Consider the following 21,772-nt stretch of genomic DNA (forward strand, 5'->3'; position numbering starts at 1 on the left):
CTGCGCTGAGGTCCATCGGCCCAACCCGCCCAAGCCTGACCTCACCCCCAGCCAGCCATGACCTTCCGCAAGACCGCTTCGATCGGCCTGCTGGCCCAGGCGAGCCGATCTCCGTGGCGGCCGATCGGCTCGCCTGGGGAGATCTGGCCGTGTTCATCACCTCGGCCATCGCGATCCTGCCGGTCGCCATCTGGCTGAGCACCGCCACCGAAGAGCTGTCACTGTCGCTGGGCCCCTCGGTCGGCGCCCTGCTGAACGCCGTGTTCAGCAATGCCACCGAACTGATCATCGCGGTCGTGGCCCTGCGGGCCGGGCTGGTGGACATCGTCAAGGCCAGCATCACCGGCACGGTGATGGCCAACCTGCTGCTGGCCCTGGGGCTGTCGATGCTGGCCGGTGGTGTCGGCCGCCGTGAACAGGCATTCCAGCCCGTGGTGGCCCGGGTCAACGGATCTGCCATGACCCTGGCCCTGCTGGCAATCCTGATTCCGAGCGCGTCGGTTCTATCGGCCGGCCGCACGGCGGCCATCACCCAGGGGTTCTCCACCTTCGTCGCCTGGGTGCTGCTGCTGGTCTACGGGCTCACCCTGCTGTTCTCGCTGCGCACCCACTGCTCCCTCTACGAGGTGGCAGAGGCGGACCTGGCCGAGCAGACGGAGGCCCATCCCGGCCAGAGGCCCGCCGCGCTCCCCTGGCTGCTCGTGTTGCTGGCGGCCACGGCGGCCCTCGCCTACGAGTCGGAACTGTTCGTCGGGGTGGTCGAGACGGTGACCGAGGGCTTCGGTCTCTCGGCCCTGTTCACCGGCGTGGTGCTGTTGCCCCTGCTGGGGGGCACCGCCGAGTACATCACCGCCGTGTCGCTGGCCCGGAAGGACAAGATGGATCTGGCGGTATCGGTGGTGCTCGGCTCCACCCTGCTGGTGGTGCCGGTGCTGGTGCTGATCGGTCCCCTGCTCGGCCATCCCCTCGATCTGAGCTTCGACGTCTACGAGCTGGTGGCGGTGATCACCGCGGTGATGATCAGCAACCTGGGTGACCCTCGACGGCCGCTCAGACTGGCTCGAAGGGGTGTTGCTGCTGGCCGCCTACCTGATCGTGGCGACAGGGTTCTATTTCCAGGCAGGCTGGGCTGCAAAGCCTTCAACTGTAGTAAAAGCCGCCATCGTGATCGGCTCGGCTCACCGTGCTGCAATGCCGACCGATTCGCCACAGCGCCTGATGGATCGTGGTGGGATCGCGTCTGACATGGTTTGGGAAAGCCTGGCGGATCCGTCCCCCCCCGTCCGTGACAGGGCTTGAGGGCGTCGCGGTACCGGGCCACATTCTTGGCTGGCCCTGAGATTCATGCTTGCGGATGCAGTGCCACCTTGAACAGCTCGTCCTGGGTGGTGACGATGTTCTTGGTTTCTGAGCTGTCCTTGGCCTCCTGCAAAGCCAGGGTGTCGATCAGGATGGCTTGATTCGGGATCGACGCTGCCCGGCCTTTGAGCTCGGCCAAGCCCAAGGCCCTGCTGCATTGCCGCTACCAACGCCAGCTGTTTCCCGACCAGCGCTGGTGGGACGTCTGGCAGCACCTGCTGGGCAGCGGCGACCGTGATGCGGCAGCGCGGCCCATGGTCGAGGCCTTGTACGTGGCCCCGTTTGAGCTGGTGCTCGCCTTCCTCGAGCAGGCCCATAACCGCCAAAACCTGGCCCTCTCTGGCCTACAGCAGCGCTTCCGCATACCGCCTAGCCGCAGCGCTCTGACTGATCCCGTCATTCCCCGACACCTGCTGGCCTCCTATGACAGCCTCCTCCCTGGTGCCCCGCTCAGCAGCTGTGGAAGCGGCGCTGCCGCTGCTGCTCAAACAGCTCAAACTCGCTCGCTTTCGCAGCCACTGGCAGCCGCTCGCTCAGCAGGCTGAGACGGAGGGCTGGAGCCCCTGCCAGTTCCTCCATGCCCTCTGCGAGCAGGAGTGTGACCACCGTCTGGTGGCACGGCGCCAACGGCTGCTGCGCGATGCCCACCTGCCCTGGCAGAAGGGCCTTGACGGGTTTGATCAGCAGCAGATCGAGGCCAAGCACTGCCTGCAGTCATGGAAAAAGGATCGGCAGTGGCCGACCTCTTGCAAAAACTGACCTCCTAACTTGGCAGCTTTGCCAAGTTAGGAGGTCATAACGGCATCAGCACATCCCCGCGATGGGGGACCGGCGGCGGCGCCTGCCCCTTGCGCGCCCGGGGCAGCCAGACGGCGAGGCCAAGGCCGGCCAGCTCGAGCACTAACAGATGCCCAGCCAGCAGCGCCACGGCCATGGCAGCAACCGCCAGAATGTGCTCCAGCAGGCCGATCACGTCGTCGCCATTGGCCGTGCCGAGGCACCACAACATCACCGAGGCGGAAACCAGCACCAGGGTGAGCCAGATGGGCATGGGAAAAGGAGTGAAAGAAAAACGAAACACCATTCTGGTGGATGGACCCACCTGCCATGTGTTCAGTAAGAACATCACGACAAGCGGATTCCCCGGAAGAACCAGACGTACGAACGAACACCGGATAGATCGTGCCTAGCCACGATCTATCCGGTATTGGACAAGCCCGGCTGCGCGTTTGACACGCTCTCTATGGTAGATACATCCGCCCAGTCGTCAGCCCTGATTCAGACTTTTTGCCAGAGAGAACGGCTGGCTGAGCTGCTCCAAGCTGTTGCTACGGATCTGCAGACAGTGTACGCCCACAGCAAAGCACCGCCTGCTCATCCTGTTGCTGATTGTAGTGCATCAAGTCTAAAGTCGATGCCAGCATGCTATTGGCCTATTGATAGGATCTCCGGCATTCGCTATGGTCAGCACGATCGATGCTCATCCAGGAGGAGCCTGCTGGCAATGATCATGATTGGATTTCCGCAATGCTGATAGAGAACTGGAGATCGCTCCAGTGCTGATGTTGGCTGCGGCACCACGACTGAGCTTCCTAGGCAATCAAGAATTGGTTAGCCGAAATGCCACAGCAGTTTGCTGCGAGCATCTGTATGCATGGAAAGGAATATCTCTACCATCACAGCCATAAAACAGCCTTTCAGAAGGAGGGGCTTGAGGGTCCGCTATTCGATGGAGCAGATTTTGCCAGGAATCTCGAAAGTGCCTTTTAGGAGATACAGATAAGTTGCATAAATAAGGCAAGCTCGGCCTAGGGAATGGCTCGAGTCTCACTTGCCTTGGATTGACAGTTATTGAGATGCAGATATGGATTCAGCTAAAGGCGCAGGACAGTGCTCCAGTGGCTGCAATACCCACGGTGACTTTATTGCTGGCTGTTGTGGAGGTATCGGTGAGGCATCGGATTCCAGATGCACCGGCGGTGAATGTGGCAACCACGGTGCCAGCAGCATTACTTGGACAAGTAACCACAGAGTTGCCGGCGCTGGTCGGTGCGACACCGATGCCACCGGATGCAACAAATGTGGCGCACTCCTTGCCGAGGCCAAGGGCTTCTCCAACCCGGGCTCCAGCCTCAGCGGCGTTGCGAGCCTGCAAATAGAGGGGTAGCGCCACTGCAGAAAGAATGCCGACGATGGCCACAACGATCATCAGCTCCACCAGGGTGAAGCCTCTGGTCATGGCCTTGCGTTCCCCCAGTTTGTGGAGCAGTTCAAGCTGAGTCTTGGTGTTCATGGTGATGTCCCAAAAGAGAAAAGCGTTTCTAGCTTATGACTCAAATGTGCTCAGCCGCCTGCTTCGTGGACCACTGGAGCGGTGCTGATCGATGCCTGAAGAAAGGGCTAAGCCCCTTGCTCAGCAAGCGTTCTGAACCTGTTGGCACCGCGCGATTCATTCGCTCTACACCTGTTCAAAATGCTTTTTACGCCCCTGCCCATGCTGAATCCATCAACATCTCAGTTCTCTCTCACCAATGGTTTGGTTTTGATTCACGTCACCATTCAGGGTCGGGATGCGCCGCCGCGCGTATGCACCCCTGAGCGCTCAACGCTGAGCGGGCAAAGAAACAGTGCTGCCCTTGCTGCTGAACTCAGGGATCCGGCAGCAGTCATGGCATCACACCGCCGCGGTGGTGGGCGATCCAGGCCTGCTCCAGAAACTCCCAGACATCGCGGTCCTGTTGCCGCAGGGTGGTGGTGCCACTGGACAAACAGCTGCTGCTGCAGGTCCAGCAGCTCCGCTCCGAATTCGGCGCTGGAGCCCTGTCGCTCAGCGATGGCGGTGCGCTGCAAGGGCAGCCGCGTCGGCAAGCCAACCGACGAGACCCGTTACTAAGACTCGAGTTTGCGCAGCAACGCCAAGGCCTTGCGGCAGCACATTCGTGACCGCTGGTCGTACCGCTTCGAGGAAGCCTGGCGGCTACGAAAACTCCTGTCACGGGCCCCGCGATACCCAGTTGCGGGAAGACGCCCATCGCTACCGCGAGGAGAACGACGTTCAGATCCTGGCCACGCTCAGGAGCATGGCGTAGGCCTTGCCTTCTGCGCAGCAGTTGAATGCGCTGCGGCTGGATGGGTTCTGGTCCATCGCTGAGGCCCTCGCCACCCTCTCGAACGACATCAAGGTCCTGCTGCGGCTGCTGGGCTGGCGAGACACGGCCGGAGACTCGGCACAGTGCTTACAGGTCCAGGAAACCTTGATGGCCCTTCTTGATGGCCATTTGGAAACATTGGGAATGCCCCCCCCCCCCCCACGCTTGCCTTAGTCAGAACTTGACATAAGATAAAACGGTTTGGGGCTCGGAAACATTTTCGGCTTATTGAAATGGAGATACGCCAAGAGATGCACACTTCTTCTCTATGTTTTCTCCTGAGTGCACCATCAGCAAAAGCGATATTTAACTTCACTCCAACGAAACCTTGCTCGGCTTGCACTCTGCTGGAGTTGAGAAACCAGTGATCCCTCAATTCCACATCATCAATCGACATCTATCGGTTTGGTGTTTCCCATCAGATCCCCTATCGATATTCTGAACATGGACAAGTCCACCCAACAGGACGAGACCAATCAGACGATTGAGTCTGTCTATGCTTTCTCAAAGGTTCTGCGAAGGACTCCCGAGCTTGCCAAGCAGGTCCATGCCGCGTCGAATCCCCAAGAGATCGTCGAGATTGCCAAGTCCATCGGCATCGACCTTTCCATCCCCATGCTTCGGCGCGTTTCAGGTCAGCTGTCAGCTCCCTATTGGCCTTGGGACAACCAAACGTCCGAGCTTCGACGCAAGTTCTTTGAGGGCGTCGCCGATGGGGGCAGGGGAACTTGAACCCCACAGCCTTGCGGCCCGCGGATTTAAAGTCCGCTCGGAAGGCTTGCAATCACTAGGTTCGTCCCCAGAAGCGTGACTAGTCCATGCCTAGCGATGTCCACAATGTGCCACAGTTGTCACGATCCGGCTGGTCTTGGATAGGCAGAGAACCATCGAATCTCAGAGCCATGTCCCGAGCCTTAGGGTCTTGGTCAAACGAAACAACTCGACGTGGCTCGCCCATTCTGATCAAGCTGCAAGCCCATGCAAAGGCTAGGGCACATCGATGCTGTTTCAGAATAGCTCCAATCCAAGTCGTATCAACTTCCCGCCTTGGCTAAGGCAAATTCTGCCCTCATTATGCAGCTGAAATGCGGGCCTTTTCATTCAATCGGTCAGCCAAGAGCAATTGATCAGCCCGCTGGTCAAGGCCGGCATCCTGGAGCGCAGATTTTCAGCGGCTCCAACCCATCCAGAACATGGCTCATCGCCCCATCGCCACCCAAGGATTCCTCCTGGCGCCAACCTTGGGCTGAATCACTTCACCCCCGCCCTGAAAACCCAGTCCCTGCGCCAGGGCCCTCTTTGCTTCGGCCGGACCTGCTGGCGCTGAACCATCACCAGCAATGGCCTCAGTCCTCCCCGGCGTGGTAACTGCTGCGCACGAGTGGGCCGCTGCGCACCTGGGTGAAGCCCATCCGCTGAGCCGCCTCGGCGAGCCGTTCGAATTCCGCCGGCTCCCAGTAACGGTGCACTGGCAGGTGGGCCAGCGAGGGGCGCAGATATTGCCCCAGGGTGACCCGCTGGCAGCCGGCCTCCCGAAGATCCTCCAGGGCCTCGATCACCTCCCCGGGCGTTTCGCCAAGGCCGAGCATCAGGCCTGATTTGGTCGGGATGGCGGGTGCCAGCTGGCGGGCGGCGGCCAGCAGGCCGAGCGAGCGGGCGTAGGTGGCCCCGCGGCGCACCTCCCCCTGGAGGCGCCGCACCGTTTCGAGGTTGTGGTTGAAGCACACTGGCTTTGCCGCCAGCACGGCCAGCAGCCGCTGCCGTTGGGCTGCCACGCCCTCGGCTTCGCTGTGGTGGCCACCCCAGAAATCAGGCGTAAGCACCTCGATGGCGACCAGGGGGTTGCGGTCTCGGATCGCCGCCATCGTGCCGGTGAACAGACCGGCACCGTGGTCGGCCAGGTCGTCGCGGGCGACGGCGGTGAGCACCACGTAGCGAAGCCCGAGCGCCTGCACCGCTTCGGCCACCCGCTCGGCCTCATCGGCATCGAAGGGCACCGGCGCCTGGCCCTTCTCCACCTGACAGAAGGCGCAGCTGCGGGTGCAGATCGGCCCCCCCAGCAGAAAGGTGGCGGTGCCGGCCGCGTAGCACTCGCCGCGGTTGGGGCAGCGGCCCTCCTCGCAGATCGTGTGCAGCCGCTGCTGCTTCACCACCCCTTGGACCGCCTCCAGCTCCGAGGCGTTCCCCACCGGCCGCCGCAGCCACTCCGGCAGGCGCTCGGTGGGGGCGATGGCGCTGTAGCGGCTGGTGGCGCGCCCTGGCGGCTGGGATCCTGGCTTGCCGATGCGTGAGTCCATTGGTCCTGCCATGGCTGATCCGCTCATCGCTCGTCCATGCTCCGACGACCCTCAAGGGCCCGGGCCAGGGTGACCTCGTCGGCGTACTCCAGCTCGCTGCCCACCGGCAGTCCGTAGGCGATGCGGCTGACCGGCGAGAACGGCCGCAGCAGCCTTGCCAGGTACAGGCTGGTGGTGTCGCCCTCCACGCTGGGGGTCAGCGCTAGGATCACTTCGGTGATGCCCTCCCGGTCCACCCGCTCCACCAGGGGCTGCACATGCAGCAGCTCCGGCCCTACCCCGTCCATCGGCGAAATCAGCCCGCCCAGCACGTGATACGACCCCTTGTATTCGCGGGTGCGCTCCAGGGCCAGCAGGTCGCGGGAATCGGCCACCACACAGAGCTGGCCATTCTGGCGTTCGGTATTGAGGCAGATCTCGCAGAGCGGCTCAGCCGATAGGTGAAAACAGCGGCGGCACTGGCCCACCTGGCTGCGGGCCGCCAGCAGGGCGTCGGCGAAGCTGCGGATCTGCTCCTCCGGCTGGCGCAGCAGATGGAGGGCCAGCCGCTGGGCGGTGCGCGGCCCGATGCCGGGCAGCCGCTCGAACTGGTCGATCAGGCGGGCCAGGGGCCGGGTGAAGCCGCTCAGGGAACCGCTGCAACTGGCCGGAATCTAGGGACCGGCCTGGCGCGAGCGTTTGCTGACCCACACCGGCGACAATGGAGACAGCGCCATGGCGCCCGTCCTCCACACCTGTCAGACCGCGATGGTCCTTCGCGATTCCTTCTCCCTTCCCTCCAGGCTGCTGACCCGGCTGCTCGCCTTGGTGCTGGGCGCTCTTGCGATCGGTGGAGGTCTGGGCGGCTGCAGCGTCGCCGCCGCCGGTCTCAACCCCTTCCAGAGCCCCGATGGCCGCTACGCCTTTCTCTATCCCACCGGCTGGAGCCGGGTGGCGGTGACGGGCGGGCCCCAGGTGGTGTTTCACGATCTGATCAACAGTGACGAAACCCTCAGCCTGGTGATCTCCGCTGTGAACCCCACCAACGACCTGGCCGCGCTCGACGGTGCCCTGGCGGTGGGCGAGAAGCTCGGTCGCATCGTGATCGCCCCGGCAGGCAGTGGCCGCCAGGCGGAGCTGGTGGAAGCGGTGGAGCGCCAGGACGGCAGCCATACCTTCTACGACTTGGAGTACGCCGTGCATCTGGCTGATCGGGATCGCCACGAGCTCGCCACCGTGGTGGTCGACCGGGGACGCTTGTACACCCTCGCCGCCAGCACCAATGAGGACCGTTGGCCGAAGGTGCGAACCCTCTTTCATCAGGTGATCACCTCCTTCACCCTGCAGATCTGACGCTTGGCCGATGTGTGGGTGATCGGCGGCGGCCTGGCTGGCAGCCTGCTGGCCCTGGCCCTGGCCGAACGGGGTGCCCGGGTCCGCCTGCTGGACCCGGCTCCAGCCCAGGAAACTCTTGCCTCCTCCAGCGCCGTTGCCGTGGCCAGAGCCTCCGCCTTGAGCTACGGCGGCGTGCCCTGGTGGGCCGGACCGCCCGATGACCTCGGTGCCCTGATGGCCACCGCGCCGGCGTGTTGGCAGCGGCTCGAAGCGCGCCATGGTCCGCTCGGCTGGCGCCCCTGCGGGCTGCGGCTTCGCTGGGAGGGCGGCGAATCCCCCGCGGAGATCGCCTCCATCGAAGCCGCCCTGGCCGGCGTGCAGGCGCTGGCGGGGCGCCACCTGCCGGCAGCGGCTGTGTTGGAGCCTTCGAGCCGGGTTCCCCGCTCCGGTTCCCTGCGGCTGCCCTACGGCCGGGTGGATGGACGCTGCCTGGCGGCCGCGCTGCCGCTGGCCCTGGAGCGGGCCGGGGTAGAGCGCCAGCGGGCCCACGCCGGCCCCCTCCTGGCCGGGCCGCTTCCGGCGGATCAGGTGGTGCTGGCGGCCGGGGCCAGCTGCCGGTCGCTGCTGCCGGCCTTGCCAGAGCGGTTGCGGGTGAGCTGGGCCGGCTTGCTGGCCGTGGAGGATGCCGCCGCCTGCAGTCCCTTGCTCCCGGCTGAGCTGGCCGGTGGGGATGAGATCGTCATGCCGCTGCTTGGGCAACGCCAGGGGCTGGAGGCCCGCGCCGCCCAGCTCCAGGGGGAGGAATGGGTCGTGGATGCGGGCCTGGCGCCCTGGGGGAAGGGTTTGCTGCTGGGCCAGACCACCCTGGTGCGCGCCGGCCTGGCCAAGGGAGAACCTCCCGATCCCCTTCGGCTCGAAGCGGCCCTCCGCAACGCCCTGGCCGCCATCGACCCTCGGCTGGCGGAGGTGCGGGCGCCGTTCCACCAGGCCCCGGTGAGCTTCACCAGCCCCGGTGGCCCCTTGGTCGGTCCTGTGGCCGGCCGGCCGGGGCTGTGGGTGTTTGCCGGCTTCAGTGGCCCCTTTGCCCTAGTGCCGCCGCTGGCCCCCCTGCTGGCGGCGGCGATCGGCGGCGATCGCAACGCCCTCGCCCGCTTGCCGGGCTGCTGACAGCCCCGCCGAAACCCTGCATGCTGACCCCCATGGACGTTCCAATTCCCAGGAACTGGAAGGGGCTGACCCCCCGCCAGCAGGTGGGCTGCTGCCTGGGGGCGATGGGCGGTGCCGTGCTGCTCTGGGCCTGCTTCTGGGCGGTGCCCACCGAGGTGGTGGGCAAGGGGGTGCTGCTGCAGCCCGACAACGCCGGCCTGCTCGATGCCCGCGCCGGCGGCCAGGTGCGCCGCCTCCACGTGGCCGTGGGTGATCGGGTGCGGCGCGGGCAGGTGCTGATCACCTTTCACCTGCCGGTGCTGGAGAGGCAGCTGGAGCAGCAACGGGCCAACCTGCGCGAGCTGGAGCGCCAGGACGCCCAGCTCTCCGGGCGTGATCGGCTGCGGCTTGCCAGCGAGAAGCGGGCGATCGACACGGCCCTGGCGAAGCTGGCGGCGGATCGGGGCCGCTTCGCTCGCCTCAAGGGCACCTACTCCGAAAAGCTCACCAACCTTGACTGGCTGGCCCGCCGCGAGGTGGTCGCTCCGCTCTCGAATGAGGTGGTGACGGCCGAGCAGGGCCTGACATCCACCGGTGTGAGCCTCGACCAGGTGCGGATCGAGGAGACCCGTCTGCTCACCACCTACCAGCAGGTGAAGCTGAGCATCGAGACCGAAGCCCTGCAGCGCCGTTTCCGCATCGATGATCTGCGCCGCCAGTTGCGGGTCAGTGAGGCCCAGCTGGGCTTCGACGGCCGACTCCACGCCGACCGCGACGGGACGGTGCTCGACCTGCAGGTGATCCCCGGTCAGACCGTGGCCGTAGGCCAGCGGCTGGGAACGATCGGCCGTGATCCTGGCGGCGGCATGCTGCAGGCGATCGCCTACTTTTCCCCCGCCGATGCCCGCCGGCTCCGCGACGACCTGCCGGTGGAGGTGGTTCCCGACTGGAACCAGCGCGGCCGCTTCGGCGGCATCGTCGGCCGGGTGCGGCGGGTGAACGTGCTGCCCGCCACCGAAGCGGACATCTCCACCACGATCGGCAACCCCCAGCTCGCCAAAGCGCTGGTGGAAGGCGGTCCGGTGATGCGGGCGGACATCAGCCTGGAGCGCGACCCCGGCAGCACCGATGGCTACCGTTGGACCCTCTCGGAGGGCAGCCGCATCTTCCCGGTGCGGGAGGGGCTCACCACCGTCACCCATGCCTACGTGGAATGGCGCACGCCGCTCTCCTACGTGCTGCCGGGGCTGCGCAACCTCACCGGTGGCTTCCGCGGCTTTGGCCCCAACCCAGGAGCGGGGGGCGGCGGATGAGCCCACCTGGACCCCGCAACCAGCCCCCAGGAGCGCCCTTGCTGCGGCGGGAGTTGCCCTGGCTGGTCGCCGAGGCGACCATCCTCGTGGTGCTACTCCATGCCAATGCACCGGAGCTTTGGTTCTGGCTGGTGGTGCTGGTGGTGCTGCTGGCCTACCGGGTCGAGCGCTGGCTCGCGGACGTCGATGGGCGAGCCCCCTGAGCAGCATCCATCATCGCCTCGGCGTGCAGCCCGATCATCCGGCTGCGGTGAATCCACAGCGCCTGCTGATCGATCGCCTCCTCGCCGCCCAGGCGACCGAGGTCGATCGCGGCCTGCCGCAACCCGTTCAGGCTGGCCTGGCCAGGGTTGTCTCCCTCCCGCCCGCCGTCGAACAGACCGGCCTCGAGCAGATCAGCGGCGTGCTCCAGAAGGGTTTCGCTGCTGTGCTTCAGCTCGATCGGCACCGACAGGCACAGTTGGCGCAGATCCCGCAGGCTGCTGAGCAGGGCTCCGCCGTGGAACAACTGCTGATCCCAGCTGCCTGAAAGGGCCCGGGCACCGAGGCTGGGGAGCAGTTCCTCACGGGCGAACGGGAGCAGATCGAGCAGCTGATCGCGCCCCCCCCGCAGGGCGCCCAACTGGGCTGGGGAAAGATCGGCCTGGCGCAGGGCCACAGCCAGCTCCCCACGCCAGCGCTCCAGGGCCAGTTCCAGGCGATGGCTGGCCCGCGCCGGCAGGATCCAGCGTGCCGCGAGCACCGCGATCAGCACCCCGGCCAGGGTTTCCAGGCTGCGCAGGCCGAGGTAGGCCGGCCAGTCGCTGCTGTGGTTCGCCACCGAGCCGGCCACCACATGACCGCCCACAATGAAGCCGCTGTTCAGGCCGAGCCCGTGGCCCAGCACCCTCACCAGGGTGAGCCCGAGGGTCGCGGCCGGCACCCCCGTCCACTGCAGCAGCCCCAGCAACAACAGACAGACGGCCGTTCCGCAGAGGGTGCCGACGATCCGCTCGCGCGCTGCTTTCTGCCCTTGGCCGATCGAGCCCTCCAAGCTCAACAGAACCGCCAGCACCATGAAAAGCCCCTCGGGCAGCCGGAACAGTTCGGCCAGCCCGGCGGTGAGGCTGAGCACCACGGCGTTGCGCACGGTCAGGCGGACGTTCATGCCGGCGCTGCTGCCATCGCGAACTCCACCGGCCGGGCCAGGGCCGCCAGGCTCCTGGCGAGGGCTTGCTGATCCAGCGCCAGACAGCGCTGGGCCAGCGCGCCGTCGGTGCCGGGCCGGGGGCCGTGGCGCAGCAGGGCCGCCGCGTGGATCACCGCCTGTTCCAGGTCCTGCAGCCGCCGCTCACCCTGCCGGGCGGACCAGGCGGCTGGGTCTTCCTCGGCGGTCTGCCGGGACAGCTCCCGGATCTTCCGAAAGTGCTCCACCAACTGGCGCTCCTGCCGCTGGGCGAGGGCGTCATCGGGCTGAAGATCCAGACCCCCCAGCAGCCCGAGCAGCTTCGCCTCCAGCTCGTCGAGCCGTTCCCGGTCGCCCCTGGGCCAGAACAGGTGCTCCACCGCCATGCCGATCGCCAACCCCAGCAGGTGCCAGAGCACCCGATGGAGCACATAAATGGGACCTGCCGCCGAATCCCCAGGAACCATCATCAGCAGGAGCACGGCTATAGAGCCATTGCTGCGGCTGCCACCGCTCAGCTTGCAGTGGGTTCCCAGCACCTGAACCAGCAGGTAGCCGATCCCGATCCAGACCCACCCCGGTCCAAGCAGCAGCAGGGCACAACCGATGGCACCGCCGAAGAGGGTGCCCACAATCCGCTCCCGCGCCAGGCGCCCTGAAAGCCGCTGGTCGGCAAGGTTGCTGCGGGCCACCCCATAGAGGCAATACCAGAGGTCGAGGCTGCTGGAACCCTTCCAGTGCATCGTGATCGCCGCGGCGATCAGGGCGGCGATCCCGGTGCGCAGGCTGCTGTGCCATTGCTCGGCGCTCAGCGGGCGGAATCCCATCGCGCCTTGTCCTCCATCGGCAGGGTGAGCGTCACCGCCGGCAATCCGCTCTCCCCGGGCATGGGCAGCAGCTCACGCAGCAGCTGGGCGTAGGTGATGTTCACCGCCACGGTGGCCTCGAGCCGCCCAACCAGACTGGCGATCAGGCGGTCCTGGGTGAGCGAGAGGGTCACTTCGCTTGAGAGGCCGCTCTGATAGCGCAGGCGGACGTCCCGGAAGGCCTCGAGGCTGGCGGCCACGCCCCGCCGGGCCGAGGCCAGCCGGGCCAGGCTGGCCCCATGGCTGAAGAAGGCCTGCTCCAGCCGCAGGCGGATGTCGTTGCGGGAGGCGGCGAAGCGCTGGGCCTCCGCCTCCTCCCGGCGGGCCAGGGCCCGCACCTCTGCGGCAGTCCGGCCACCGTCGAACAGGAGCCAGCGGACCGTGAGCGCCACCGACCAGTCGCTACCGTTGCTGTTCAGGATCGGGATCACGGTGGCGCCGCAGCAGTCGCCGCTGGCGTTCCATTGCTGGGTCTGGCTGCCCGTGGCCCCGGCGGCGGCAAACAGGCTCAGCCGCGGCAACAGCTCAGCCGCTTTGGCATCCTTCTCGTGGGCCAGGGCCTCCCGCATCGCCAGCACCGCCTCCAGTTCGGGGTTGCCCGCGTAGGCGGCCAGCAGGCTGGCCTCCAGATCGAGGGGCCAGCGCGGCTGGAGGACGATCGGATCGCTGGCGGTGGGCGTGAGGTTCGGCGGCAGGTTGAGCAGCAGGGCCAGGCGGCGGCGGGCGATCGCCTGGTCCGCCTGTGCCTGGATCAGCAGTTCCTCGCCGTCGGCTTCGATCGCCCGGCGCCGCAGCAGATCGAGCCGGGGCACGAGCCCCGCCTGCTTGAGCGCGAGAACGTCGTTGAGGATCACCAGGTCGTTGCGCAGGTCGGCCTCCCGGATCCGCACCAGCTGATCGGCCCGCTGCAGGCCGTAGTAGGCCTCGCTCACCTCCAGTTGCCGCTGGCGCAGGGCATTGGCATAGGACTGACGGGCTCGGCGCAGCCGGGCCCGGGCCGCCTGGATCCCAGGAGTGCGGGCGAAATCCAGCAGGGCCAGCTCCAGTTCCAGTCCTCCAGCCACCGAGCGCACCCCCTGGCTGAGCCGGGCGGTGCCTCCACTGGGTACAAAAAAAGGTCCGGCGGTGGTCGAGCCGTCAGCGGCCCGCAGGCCGTTGGGGCTGAAGTTGGGCCCGAAGCCCAACCCGTCATTCCCCCGGGGCACCCCATAGCGCGTGCCGTTCTGATCGTAGCCAAGGCCCCCCACGGCGGCAATCCGGGGCCAGTAGGCGCCCAGTTGCGCCTGCACTGCCGCCAGCTCGGCGGCCACCTCCAGCCGCCGGGCCTCCAGGAGTGGACCCTGGGCCAGGGCGATCAGGATCGCCTGCTCGAGGCTGAAGCCCTGGCTGCGGCCGTCCCGCAACTGTGGCGCCGTGGGAATGGCCAGCGGGGGCGGGGCTTCCAGCCTGACCGGGGGAGTGGAGCTGGAGTCCAATGCCGCCGGTGGCGGAGCGGGTGCTTCGGCGGGCAGCCACTGGTCGAGCCAAAGCAACTCCTGGTCGAGCTGCTTCCAGGAGCGCTCCAGCTGGTTGGTGCCGGAGGTCCTCCCCCCAGCGGCGGCGGAGGGTGCCAGGGCGATCAGCCAGGACAGTGAGGCAGCGCCGAAGAGGATGGCCAGCCTTTGGAGGTTGCCCCGCATCGCTTCGGCCCTTGTCAGCCAGAGCATCGTTTGCAGGGACATCACCGATCCGTCCCTAGGGTCCCCGACCGGACGAGGCCCGTCAACGGGCGGCACCGGACTGTTCACCACCCTGGCCCGCTTTGCTCCCGTCGATGACGACCCGAGTTCCCCGCGATCCATCCTTCGGGCGTGGTGCCGTCCTGCCCCGCGATCAGTTTCCTGGCTCGCGATGGTGAAGGTTGATCCCACTCTCGTGGTGGATCTCCCAGCTGGTTGGCGTTGGAGCGGCCATGCACCCAGCCTGAGGATCGATGGACCGCCTAGGCAGGGTCAGAACAGGAAACGGTAACGGCTGTCCTTGGCCCCGTCGCCGCTTGCGGAGGAATCGGTGCTCACGGCTGGCCAGTCGGCTTCCCAGTAGCTGACCCCATTCTGATCGAAGGGGCGACCGCCGATCTGATGGATGCTCAAGGTGGTGGCAGCCATGGCAGTGATCAGTCCGCCAATCTGCATCGGACCGAGGTCCGTCTTGACGTCACTGCCGGCCGCCGCCAGCAGACTCGGCAGACGCACCAGATGTTCCGGTCGAATCAGTTTGGTGAAAAGGGCATTGAGCACAAGCTTCTGGCGATCAATGCGGCCAATGTCGCCCATTTCATCGTGCCGCCAGCGCAGGAATCCCTCCAGGTCACGGCCCTTGAGAGTCTGAAGGCCAGGCTGGAGATCGATGGAGAGCCCCTGGCTGTTGTCCACGTAGTACATCCGCTTGGGCACGTTCACCTCAACGCCGCCCAGCACATCGCCCATGCGGCGGATGGCCCCCAGATTGATCAGCAGGTGATGGCCGATCGGACGGCCGAGCCGATGACTGAGCTCTTCCTTGACGGCATCGGCGCCCCCATAGGCATAGAGGGCATTCGCCTTGAGAGGCCCGAAACGCGGCGAGTTGATGTAGGTGTCGCGGGGGACCTGGGTGATCGTGGTGTGGCCGTTGGCGACCCGCAGGGTGAGCATCACATCGGTGTTGCCTCCGCCGACGTCGGAGCCCAGCACCAGAAGGTCTTGATCGGTGTCGACCCAGGCGCTGAACGGATTGGTGATCGACTTGGCATCCATCACCAGGCCAGACCTGAGCAGGCCGGCGAGGGGGCCAGCCAGCATCAGGCCGCCGCTGAGGCCCATCACCATGGCGAAAAGGACGGCCCAGGGACTGGATTTGGACCGTTTTGGACTGACTCTCAATGTCGCCGGAGCTGTCGAGGGAGGTTGAACAGGAACGGAGCCCTCCGGGACTGCTGCATCGCGGAAGACTTCATCTTGAAATCCTATTTCACCTGCCCCGAGCCTCCCGCTGGCGTCCCTTCGCGCCAGTCCAGTTCAAGATCTGGAGGCCGCAGGTTTTAGATCCAGGGGATTCAGGTCCAGGTGGCGCCCGGGATTCCCCCGCCCCGGCGACCGCTCACCAGGCGCCGCGCCTGGTCCAGGGCGGGCTCCAGGTCTTTGGAGCTGAAGGGAGGCAGGGCTTGCTTCCTAAGCCAGGCGCCCCAGTGGAACTCCATGAACGGCACGGCTGGCTGGGGGCGGATCAAACCTTCCTGCTTCAGCTTCCACACCAGGCTCCGGTAGGGATCGTCCTGCAGCTCGACGAGGCTGTGGGGCAGTCGTTCCGGCGGATAGGGACCGTTGCCGTCCCCGTCCAGCAGGTAGAGCCAGCCACGCCGATTCAGTTCCTCCAGGCAATGGGTCTGGCTGGCTCCCTCCAGCGCCAGCACCACCGCGCAAAAAACTGTGGTCTGGGGGTCAACGTCGAGCAGGGCCCGCAGGCGGTGGTGCCGGTCGATCATCCAGGCCTCCCCAGCACTGCTCAGGGCGATCGGTACGGGGCGGTTCCGGAGGTAGCGGCGCCGGCTCTGGGGCGATTCCAGTCGGAAATCGCTGGTCCGCGCCTTCACTTCCGCCAGTCCAAGGCAGAGCTGGGTCGGCTGGAGACAGCGCAGTGGCAGCTCAACCAATTCACCCCGCGGCGAGGGCAAGAGGTGAAACGGGCTGGAATTCAGCGCCATGGGCTGGAGGAGCCGGTTCTGGCGGCACGGGCAACGGGTCCTTCTCATCGTGCAACATCTGGCCGGTCTGCGGAGAAGGAGCGCCAGCGACCACTCCATGCCCCGGCTCAGCTCATGCCGTCAGGGCTTCGTTAGCCCGCAGGCCCGCCTGCACCCTCCAGAGATTGGCGTAGACCCCGTCACGCCGGAGTAGATCGTCGTGGTGGCCACTTTCGACGATCCTGCCGCCCTCCATCACCACGATCCGATCGGCATGGCGCACCGTGCTCAGGCGGTGGGCGATCACCAGAGTGGTGCGCTCGGCGGTGATCAGCTCCAGGGAGCGCTGAATGGCCGCTTCGGTGTCATTGTCGACTGCGGCGGTGGCCTCATCGAGGATCAGCACCGGTGGATCCTTGAGGATGGCGCGGGCCAGGGCGATCCGCTGCCGCTGGCCTCCTGAGAGCCGCTGGCCCCGTTCGCCCACCACGGTGTCGTAACCGTGGGGCAACGCTGCGATGAAGCCGGCGGCCTCGGCCAGCTCGGCGGCCCGGGCGATCGCGGCGGGGGTGGCGGCAAAGCTGCCGTAGGCAATGTTTTCGGCCACGCTGCCATGGAACAGGTACACCTCCTGGCTGACCAGGCCGATCGCCCGCCGCAGATGGTCGAGGTTGAGGCTGCGGATCGGCACGCCATCCAGCAGGATCTCGCCTTGATCCACCTCGTACAGCCGCAGCACCAGCTTCACAAGGGTGCTTTTGCCCGAGCCTGTGGCCCCGACGATGCCGATGGTGTGGCCGGCTGGAATGGCCAGGTCGAAGCCCCGCAGCAGACTGTCGCGACCTGCATAGCCGAAGCTCACCGCCTTGAACTCCAGCCCACCGCGCACGGTGGCCAGGGGCAGGGGGCGATCCCCGCTCGGGATCGCCAGCGGTGTGGCAAGCAGATCGAGCACCCGGTCGGTGGAGGCCATGGCCCGCTGGTAGTCATCGAGGGTGCGGCCCAGGGTGGTCAGGGGCCAGAGCAGCCGCTGGGTGATGAACACCAGAAAGCTGTAGCTGCCGATCGCGATCGCCCCTTTCCAGGCCTGCAATCCGCCAATCACCAGGATGGCCACGAAGGCGAACAGAATGGCGAAGCGGATCAGGGGAATGAAAGCTGCCGACAACCGGATGGCCCGGCCGTTGCTGCTGCGGTAGGCCTGGCTCTGCCGGCCGATGCGCTCCAGTTCCCAGGCCTCGGCGGCATAGCTCTTGATCGTGAGCATGCCGCCCAGGTTGTTCACCAGGCTGCTGTTGAGATCACCGGCCCGATCGCGCACATCGCGGTAAAGGGGGGCGAGCCGCCTTTGAAACAGCAACGAGCCCCAGAGGATCACCGGGATCGGCAGGAAGGCCACGCCGGCCACGCCGGGGGAGAGCACCACCATGGCGCCGCCCACCGCCAGCACCGTGGTCACCAGTTGCAGCACCTCGTTGGCGCCATGGTCCAGGAAGCGTTCAAGCTGGTTGATGTCGTCGTTGAGGATCGCCAGCAGGCCTCCGCTGCTGCCGGCCTCGAAGAAGGCCATCTCGAGCCTCTGGAGGTGGTCGTAGGCCTCCAGCCGGAGCTCGTGCTGCACGGTCTGGGCGAGATTGCGCCACAGCACCCCATAGAGGTATTCAAACAGGGATTCAGCGCTCCAGATCAGGAAGGAGAGCACCCCCAGCAGCGCCAGCTGGCTGGGAACGCTGCTGAAGCCGAAGGCCGAGAGCCAGGAGGTCTGCTGGCGCACCACCACGTCAACCGCCAAGCCGATCAGCACCGGCGGTGCCAGGTCGAACAGCTTGTTGAGCACCGAGCAGATTGCGGCCCACCAGACCAGGCGCCGATGGGGCCGGAGCGTACGGAGCAGGCGGGCCAGGGCAGGACGGGTGGGCGGGGCGGCCATGCAGGAATCGGGGATCAGGATCGGTTTGGCATGAGCTGTTTTGACCGAGGCATCGCCGTTAGAACGGAAAGGACTCCAATTGGAGCAGATCCATTGACACGCTCACGCTCTTTCACACGCTTTCAGCGCTGGACAGCCAAGTTGCGTCGGCGCCATTTGCGCGCTTCCCTGCCTCCGCAGCGGGAGGGAAACCTGCTGATGCTCCAGCCAGCTGGGGCCCTGCGTCTTCAGGCCTGGAACCGTGATCAGGTCCATGACCTCGATGAGCTGCACGGCGTCTCCCCCTGAGCCCGCCACAACCGGGCGGGGCAGGTCAGGCTTCCCGCCAGCTCTGTCATCCACGCCGGCCATCCCGAGGAGGTTGGCGGGGAGGGAGCTGGAAGAAAAACCGAAGAAATCAAGGTCGGGCAGCCAAAGCCATGATTTTCCGTCCATTGTGCTGAGACCCTGACTTCTTTGGCCATGGCTGCACCCGTTCCCTGGAGTCTGGCCTGGAACGAGAGCGGTGAACTGGCGTTCACCGATCGCTTCGACCTGCTTCAGTCGATGGTTCTGTCAGAGAACCCTGACGTTCAAGTCAGCTTAATCGCCTCCATCGAGCGGCTTTCGCTTCATGAGGTGAGCAACCTCTGCTCGGATGGCCTGACCGGCCTGTGCTGCTGATCCCTGATCACATCCGATAACGGTCACCCGCCCGTTTCCGGCAGGTGGATTGGGCCGCATCCAGGCCGCTTCCCTGGTTGATCTGGTCAAGGAAACAGGAGCAGGTGAAGGCGCTCATCCCCGGAGGCGCCACCTTGCCGGCGGCTTGAAAAGCGGCGCTGAAACCAGCCAGGCACAGCCGCTCGACGACCAGATCGTCATTGCTTTGCGCCTGGACCGCTTCCGCTCCCACCAGCAACACCAGGGAGATCAGGGTTGGGGCCACCCAGTGCCAGGTGTTGGCTGCGCGCTTCGAGAGCCCTGGCATGGGGCTCGGACCGTTTGTCGCAGACATGGCTCTCGGAGGAAGTCGGGGTTGGCTCAGCTGGAGAGGCGGCTGATCTGAAGTTCCTTGTTCATCACGCGCAGCCGCTTCAACGCCTCGAACACATCTTCCGGCATTCCCTGGGGCAGATCGATCGTGCTGTGGGTGTCGAAGATCTGGATGCGCCCAATGCTGCGACCAGCGAGACCAGCTTCATTGGCGATCGCGCCAACAATGTTCCCAGGCTTGACATGGTCGCGCCAGCCCACTTCGATCCGAAAGCGATCCATGTCGGCCTCAGGGGCGGAGGTGCCGTCGTGTCGTGGAAATCCAGCTTCGCGACCCTGGCGATCCTGGCGACGCCGGTCACCCCGGCGGTCATCGTCGTCACGGCTCCGCTCCCTGTCGCGCGGGCCGGCCGAGCGTTGCCAGTCTTCGTTGCCGTGCACCAGCAGGGGCTTGGTGCCGACAGCCAGCTGGAGGGCTGCAAGGGCAAGCTGGTCGGGAGTGGCCTCGATCTCCCGTCCCACCCGCTGCAGGATCTCGCCGAGCAGGGCCAGTTCCTGTTCGGCCGCACGGGGTTGCAGGACCAGGGTGGTGAGCTCCTGGCGCAGCCGACCCAGCCTGTTCTGGTTGATGTCCGCATTGGTAGGGACCTCCATCGCATCGATCGGCTTGCCCACGGTGCGCTCCAGGCCACCGAGAAAGCGGCGTTCCCGCGGCGTGAGGAAGAGGATGGCGTCACCCTGGCGACCGGCCCTGCCGGTGCGGCCGATCCGGTGCACGTAGGCTTCGCTGTCGAAGGGAATGTCGTAGTTGATCACCAGGGTGATCCGTTCCACATCCAGACCCCGGGCGGCCACATCGGTGGCCACCAGCACATTCACCTGGCCACTGCGCAGCCTCTCCACGGTGCGCTCGCGCTGGGACTGGGGGACGTCGCCGTTGAGCACGGCCACGTCGTAGCCGTGTTGTTCGAGGGCCTCGGATACTGCCAGGGTGATCGCCTTGGTGCGGGCGAAGATGATCACCCCTTCGCTGCTCTCCGCCTCCAGAACCCGCGTCAGGGCCTCGAGCTTCTGGGATCCGTTGACGATCAGGTGGCGCTGGCGGATCGTGCTCGACTCCGCCCCCTTCTGGCGAATGGTGACTTCGGCGGGATCCTTGAGGTACTTGCGTGAGAGCCTCCGAATCTCCGACGGCATGGTGGCCGAGAACAACACCACCTGGCGCTGCTCAGGAAGCTTCTCGAGCACCCATTCGACATCGTCGATGAAGCCCATGCGGAGCATTTCATCGGCTTCGTCGAGCACGAGGCTGCGCAGGCCCGAGAGGTCAAGGGTGCCCTGGCGCATGTGATCCATGACCCGGCCGGGGGTCCCCACCACCACCTGAACACCGCGCTTAAGCCTCACGATCTGATCACGGAAATCGGCACCGCCGTAGATCGGCAGCACGCGCACGAGCGGCAGTTTGCTGGCGTAGGTGTTGAACGCTTCGGCAACCTGCAGGGCCAGCTCCCGGGTGGGAGTCAGCACCAACACCTGGGGGGTGCGCTGGTTCGGGTCGAGCCGGGAGAGCAGGGGCAAGGCGAAGGCCGCCGTTTTGCCGGTTCCCGTCTGGGCCTGACCGACCAGATCCCGACCCAGCATCAGCTCGGGAATGGCCGCCTTCTGGATCGGTGAGGGGGTGGTGTATCCACAGGCTTCGACCGCCTCCACCAGGGGAGTTCCAAGGCCAAAGCCGGCGAAGGCACCGACGATGCCGGAAGTTGGGGAGGCCGGCACGCTGGTGGGCTGGTCGATAGCCTCGGCCACGCCGGCTGATGGTTTGCTGACCTGGCCGCTGCTTGTCTGGTCGCTGCTGGTTGGGCCGCTGATCGATTCGGCGAAGATCAACTCGCCGCTGATCGACTCGGTGGTGGTCGTGGTGAAGGTCTCAGCCAGGGGACTGGTGTCAGCTCCTGGGTTGATGCTGGTGTCGGAAGAGCACGCGAAGCTCTCGCAAGCGGAAGGCTGGGTCACGGAGATTGTGGAGGCGTTGGCCTGGAATGTCCTTCAACGCAGGCCGGCAGCGATCCAAATCTCTTGGCCTATAGGCCTGAAGCAAGACTGCCTTGCCCTTTATCAAAGGGTGAATATAAATTGTATCACTTGCCACCCCGGGGTCTTCCGCCAGCGGGGGAGAACGCGTCACTCAGGGACCAGCGGCACGCCCGTAGTCGTCCTCCAGCCGCTCGATGTCGTCTTCCTCGAGCCTCGATCCGATCTGGACCTCCACGATCACCAGGGGGGCCGAGCCAGCCGTAGCCCGGTGAATGGAGCCAAGCGGGATCTGCAGGCTGGTTCCCGGGGTCGCCTCGAAGACCTCCCCGTCCCGTTCCAGCACCCCTTGACCCTCGACCACGACCCAGTGCTCGCTGCGCTGCCGATGGCATTGGCGGCTGATTCTCTGGCCGGCCATCAGATGCAGGCGCTTGACCTGATGGTCCGGTCCCCGATCGAGACACTCAAACCAGCCCCAGGGTCGTGGCCAGCGTTCCTGCTCCCCCTTCTTCATAGAT

The 21,772-nt window shown here is 65.9% G+C and carries 23 protein-coding genes and 1 pseudogene; 10 read left to right on the forward strand and 14 right to left on the reverse strand.

Features of this window, described 5'->3' with window-relative positions:
- Positions 1-57: 57 nt before the first annotated feature.
- Positions 58-1,119: pseudogene (gene cax / locus KBY66_RS00080) on the forward strand (calcium/proton exchanger); the annotation flags it as partial.
- A 223-nt stretch (positions 1,120-1,342) separates the two neighbouring features.
- Here cax and KBY66_RS00085 read toward each other — a convergent pair.
- The gene (locus KBY66_RS00085; RefSeq protein WP_255087045.1) at positions 1,343-1,498 is read right to left on the reverse strand and encodes a Fic/DOC family N-terminal domain-containing protein; all 156 of its coding nucleotides are present in this window, start codon (positions 1,496-1,498) and stop codon (positions 1,343-1,345) included.
- 284 nt (positions 1,499-1,782) lie between these two features.
- On the opposite strand from KBY66_RS00085, the gene KBY66_RS00090 reads away from it, so the two are divergent.
- Complete coding sequence (locus KBY66_RS00090; protein ID WP_255087046.1) at positions 1,783-2,118, forward strand: ATP-binding protein; 336 nt, start codon at positions 1,783-1,785, stop codon at positions 2,116-2,118.
- Positions 2,119-2,152: 34 nt separating this feature from the next.
- Here KBY66_RS00090 and KBY66_RS00095 read toward each other — a convergent pair whose 3' ends face one another.
- Both KBY66_RS00095 and KBY66_RS15660 read right to left on the reverse strand, forming a co-directional pair.
- Positions 2,153-2,410: a hypothetical protein gene (locus KBY66_RS00095; RefSeq protein ID WP_255087047.1), complete on the reverse strand. Its 258-nt coding sequence runs from the start codon at positions 2,408-2,410 to the stop codon at positions 2,153-2,155.
- Positions 2,411-3,229: 819 nt separating this feature from the next.
- Positions 3,230-3,652 (reverse strand): prepilin-type N-terminal cleavage/methylation domain-containing protein, encoded by a 423-nt coding sequence (locus KBY66_RS15660; RefSeq protein ID WP_315855461.1) that lies wholly within the window; start codon positions 3,650-3,652, stop codon positions 3,230-3,232.
- Positions 3,653-4,298: 646 nt separating this feature from the next.
- Between KBY66_RS15660 and KBY66_RS00105 the strand changes: the two genes are divergently transcribed.
- Both KBY66_RS00105 and KBY66_RS00110 read left to right on the forward strand, forming a co-directional pair.
- Positions 4,299-4,448 carry a hypothetical protein gene (locus KBY66_RS00105; RefSeq protein WP_255087048.1) on the forward strand — a complete coding sequence of 50 codons (150 nt, stop codon included), beginning with the start codon at positions 4,299-4,301 and terminating at the stop codon, positions 4,446-4,448.
- Between the two features lie 504 nt (positions 4,449-4,952).
- Positions 4,953-5,240, forward strand: coding sequence for a Nif11-like leader peptide family natural product precursor (locus tag KBY66_RS00110; RefSeq protein WP_255087049.1), 288 nt, complete (start codon positions 4,953-4,955; stop codon positions 5,238-5,240).
- A gap of 614 nt (positions 5,241-5,854) precedes the next feature.
- Here the strand turns inward: KBY66_RS00110 and lipA are convergent.
- Together lipA and recR are read right to left on the reverse strand one after the other, a co-directional pair.
- Complete coding sequence (lipA, locus tag KBY66_RS00115; protein ID WP_255087050.1) at positions 5,855-6,805, reverse strand: lipoyl synthase; 951 nt, start codon at positions 6,803-6,805, stop codon at positions 5,855-5,857.
- Between the two features lie 23 nt (positions 6,806-6,828).
- Positions 6,829-7,404, reverse strand: a complete 576-nt coding sequence (gene recR / locus KBY66_RS00120; RefSeq protein ID WP_399224608.1) for a recombination mediator RecR — start codon at positions 7,402-7,404, stop codon at positions 6,829-6,831.
- 148 nt (positions 7,405-7,552) lie between these two features.
- Here recR and psbP point away from each other — a divergent pair, with 148 nt between their 5' ends.
- Genes psbP through KBY66_RS00140 form a run of 4 tightly spaced genes read left to right on the forward strand, consistent with a single transcriptional unit; the run spans position 7,553 to position 10,781 of the window.
- Positions 7,553-8,137: a photosystem II reaction center PsbP gene (gene psbP, locus KBY66_RS00125; RefSeq protein ID WP_255087396.1), complete on the forward strand. Its 585-nt coding sequence runs from the start codon at positions 7,553-7,555 to the stop codon at positions 8,135-8,137.
- Positions 8,138-8,149: 12 nt separating this feature from the next.
- Positions 8,150-9,286: an FAD-dependent oxidoreductase gene (locus KBY66_RS00130; protein WP_255087397.1), complete on the forward strand. Its 1,137-nt coding sequence runs from the start codon at positions 8,150-8,152 to the stop codon at positions 9,284-9,286.
- 32 nt (positions 9,287-9,318) lie between these two features.
- Positions 9,319-10,578 (forward strand): NHLP bacteriocin system secretion protein, encoded by a 1,260-nt coding sequence (locus KBY66_RS00135; RefSeq protein ID WP_255087051.1) that lies wholly within the window; start codon positions 9,319-9,321, stop codon positions 10,576-10,578.
- Positions 10,575-10,781 carry a hypothetical protein gene (locus tag KBY66_RS00140; RefSeq protein ID WP_255087052.1) on the forward strand — a complete coding sequence of 69 codons (207 nt, stop codon included), beginning with the start codon at positions 10,575-10,577 and terminating at the stop codon, positions 10,779-10,781. The genes KBY66_RS00135 and KBY66_RS00140 overlap by 4 nt, the downstream gene beginning before the upstream one ends.
- Here the strand turns inward: KBY66_RS00140 and KBY66_RS00145 are convergent.
- The 6 genes from KBY66_RS00145 to KBY66_RS00170 all read right to left on the reverse strand — a co-directional run bounded on the left by KBY66_RS00145 (position 10,733) and on the right by KBY66_RS00170 (position 18,242).
- Positions 10,733-11,725: an FUSC family protein gene (locus KBY66_RS00145; protein ID WP_255087053.1), complete on the reverse strand. Its 993-nt coding sequence runs from the start codon at positions 11,723-11,725 to the stop codon at positions 10,733-10,735. The two genes, KBY66_RS00140 and KBY66_RS00145, sit on opposite strands and share 49 nt — an antisense overlap.
- Positions 11,722-12,570 (reverse strand): FUSC family protein, encoded by an 849-nt coding sequence (locus KBY66_RS00150; protein ID WP_255087054.1) that lies wholly within the window; start codon positions 12,568-12,570, stop codon positions 11,722-11,724. The genes KBY66_RS00145 and KBY66_RS00150 overlap by 4 nt, the downstream gene beginning before the upstream one ends.
- Positions 12,552-14,330: a TolC family protein gene (locus tag KBY66_RS00155; RefSeq protein ID WP_255087055.1), complete on the reverse strand. Its 1,779-nt coding sequence runs from the start codon at positions 14,328-14,330 to the stop codon at positions 12,552-12,554. Before KBY66_RS00155 ends, KBY66_RS00150 begins: the two co-directional genes overlap by 19 nt.
- A gap of 270 nt (positions 14,331-14,600) precedes the next feature.
- Positions 14,601-15,458 (reverse strand): LCP family protein, encoded by an 858-nt coding sequence (locus KBY66_RS00160; RefSeq protein WP_255087056.1) that lies wholly within the window; start codon positions 15,456-15,458, stop codon positions 14,601-14,603.
- A 227-nt stretch (positions 15,459-15,685) separates the two neighbouring features.
- On the reverse strand, positions 15,686-16,333 hold the full coding sequence (locus KBY66_RS00165; protein ID WP_255087057.1) for a ParB-like protein: 648 nt from the start codon (positions 16,331-16,333) through the stop codon (positions 15,686-15,688).
- A 112-nt stretch (positions 16,334-16,445) separates the two neighbouring features.
- Complete coding sequence (locus tag KBY66_RS00170; protein WP_255087058.1) at positions 16,446-18,242, reverse strand: ABC transporter ATP-binding protein; 1,797 nt, start codon at positions 18,240-18,242, stop codon at positions 16,446-16,448.
- Positions 18,243-18,383: 141 nt separating this feature from the next.
- Here KBY66_RS00170 and KBY66_RS00175 point away from each other — a divergent pair, with 141 nt between their 5' ends.
- Positions 18,384-18,530 carry a hypothetical protein gene (locus KBY66_RS00175; protein ID WP_255087059.1) on the forward strand — a complete coding sequence of 49 codons (147 nt, stop codon included), beginning with the start codon at positions 18,384-18,386 and terminating at the stop codon, positions 18,528-18,530.
- Positions 18,531-18,704: 174 nt separating this feature from the next.
- The gene (locus tag KBY66_RS00180) at positions 18,705-18,905 is read left to right on the forward strand and encodes a hypothetical protein (RefSeq protein WP_255087060.1); all 201 of its coding nucleotides are present in this window, start codon (positions 18,705-18,707) and stop codon (positions 18,903-18,905) included.
- A gap of 7 nt (positions 18,906-18,912) precedes the next feature.
- On the opposite strand, the gene KBY66_RS00185 is transcribed toward KBY66_RS00180, so the two are convergent.
- The 3 genes from KBY66_RS00185 to KBY66_RS00195 form a co-directional block, all read right to left on the reverse strand.
- Positions 18,913-19,170 (reverse strand): hypothetical protein, encoded by a 258-nt coding sequence (locus KBY66_RS00185; RefSeq protein ID WP_255087061.1) that lies wholly within the window; start codon positions 19,168-19,170, stop codon positions 18,913-18,915.
- A gap of 95 nt (positions 19,171-19,265) precedes the next feature.
- The gene (locus KBY66_RS00190; protein ID WP_399224611.1) at positions 19,266-21,089 is read right to left on the reverse strand and encodes a DEAD/DEAH box helicase; all 1,824 of its coding nucleotides are present in this window, start codon (positions 21,087-21,089) and stop codon (positions 19,266-19,268) included.
- A gap of 316 nt (positions 21,090-21,405) precedes the next feature.
- Positions 21,406-21,768: a phosphomannose isomerase type II C-terminal cupin domain gene (locus tag KBY66_RS00195; protein WP_255087063.1), complete on the reverse strand. Its 363-nt coding sequence runs from the start codon at positions 21,766-21,768 to the stop codon at positions 21,406-21,408.
- Positions 21,769-21,772: the final 4 nt, after the last annotated feature.

The organism is Synechococcus sp. Tobar12-5m-g, assembly GCF_024345415.1.
In the GTDB taxonomy this organism is placed as follows: Bacteria; Cyanobacteriota; Cyanobacteriia; order PCC-6307; family Cyanobiaceae; genus Regnicoccus.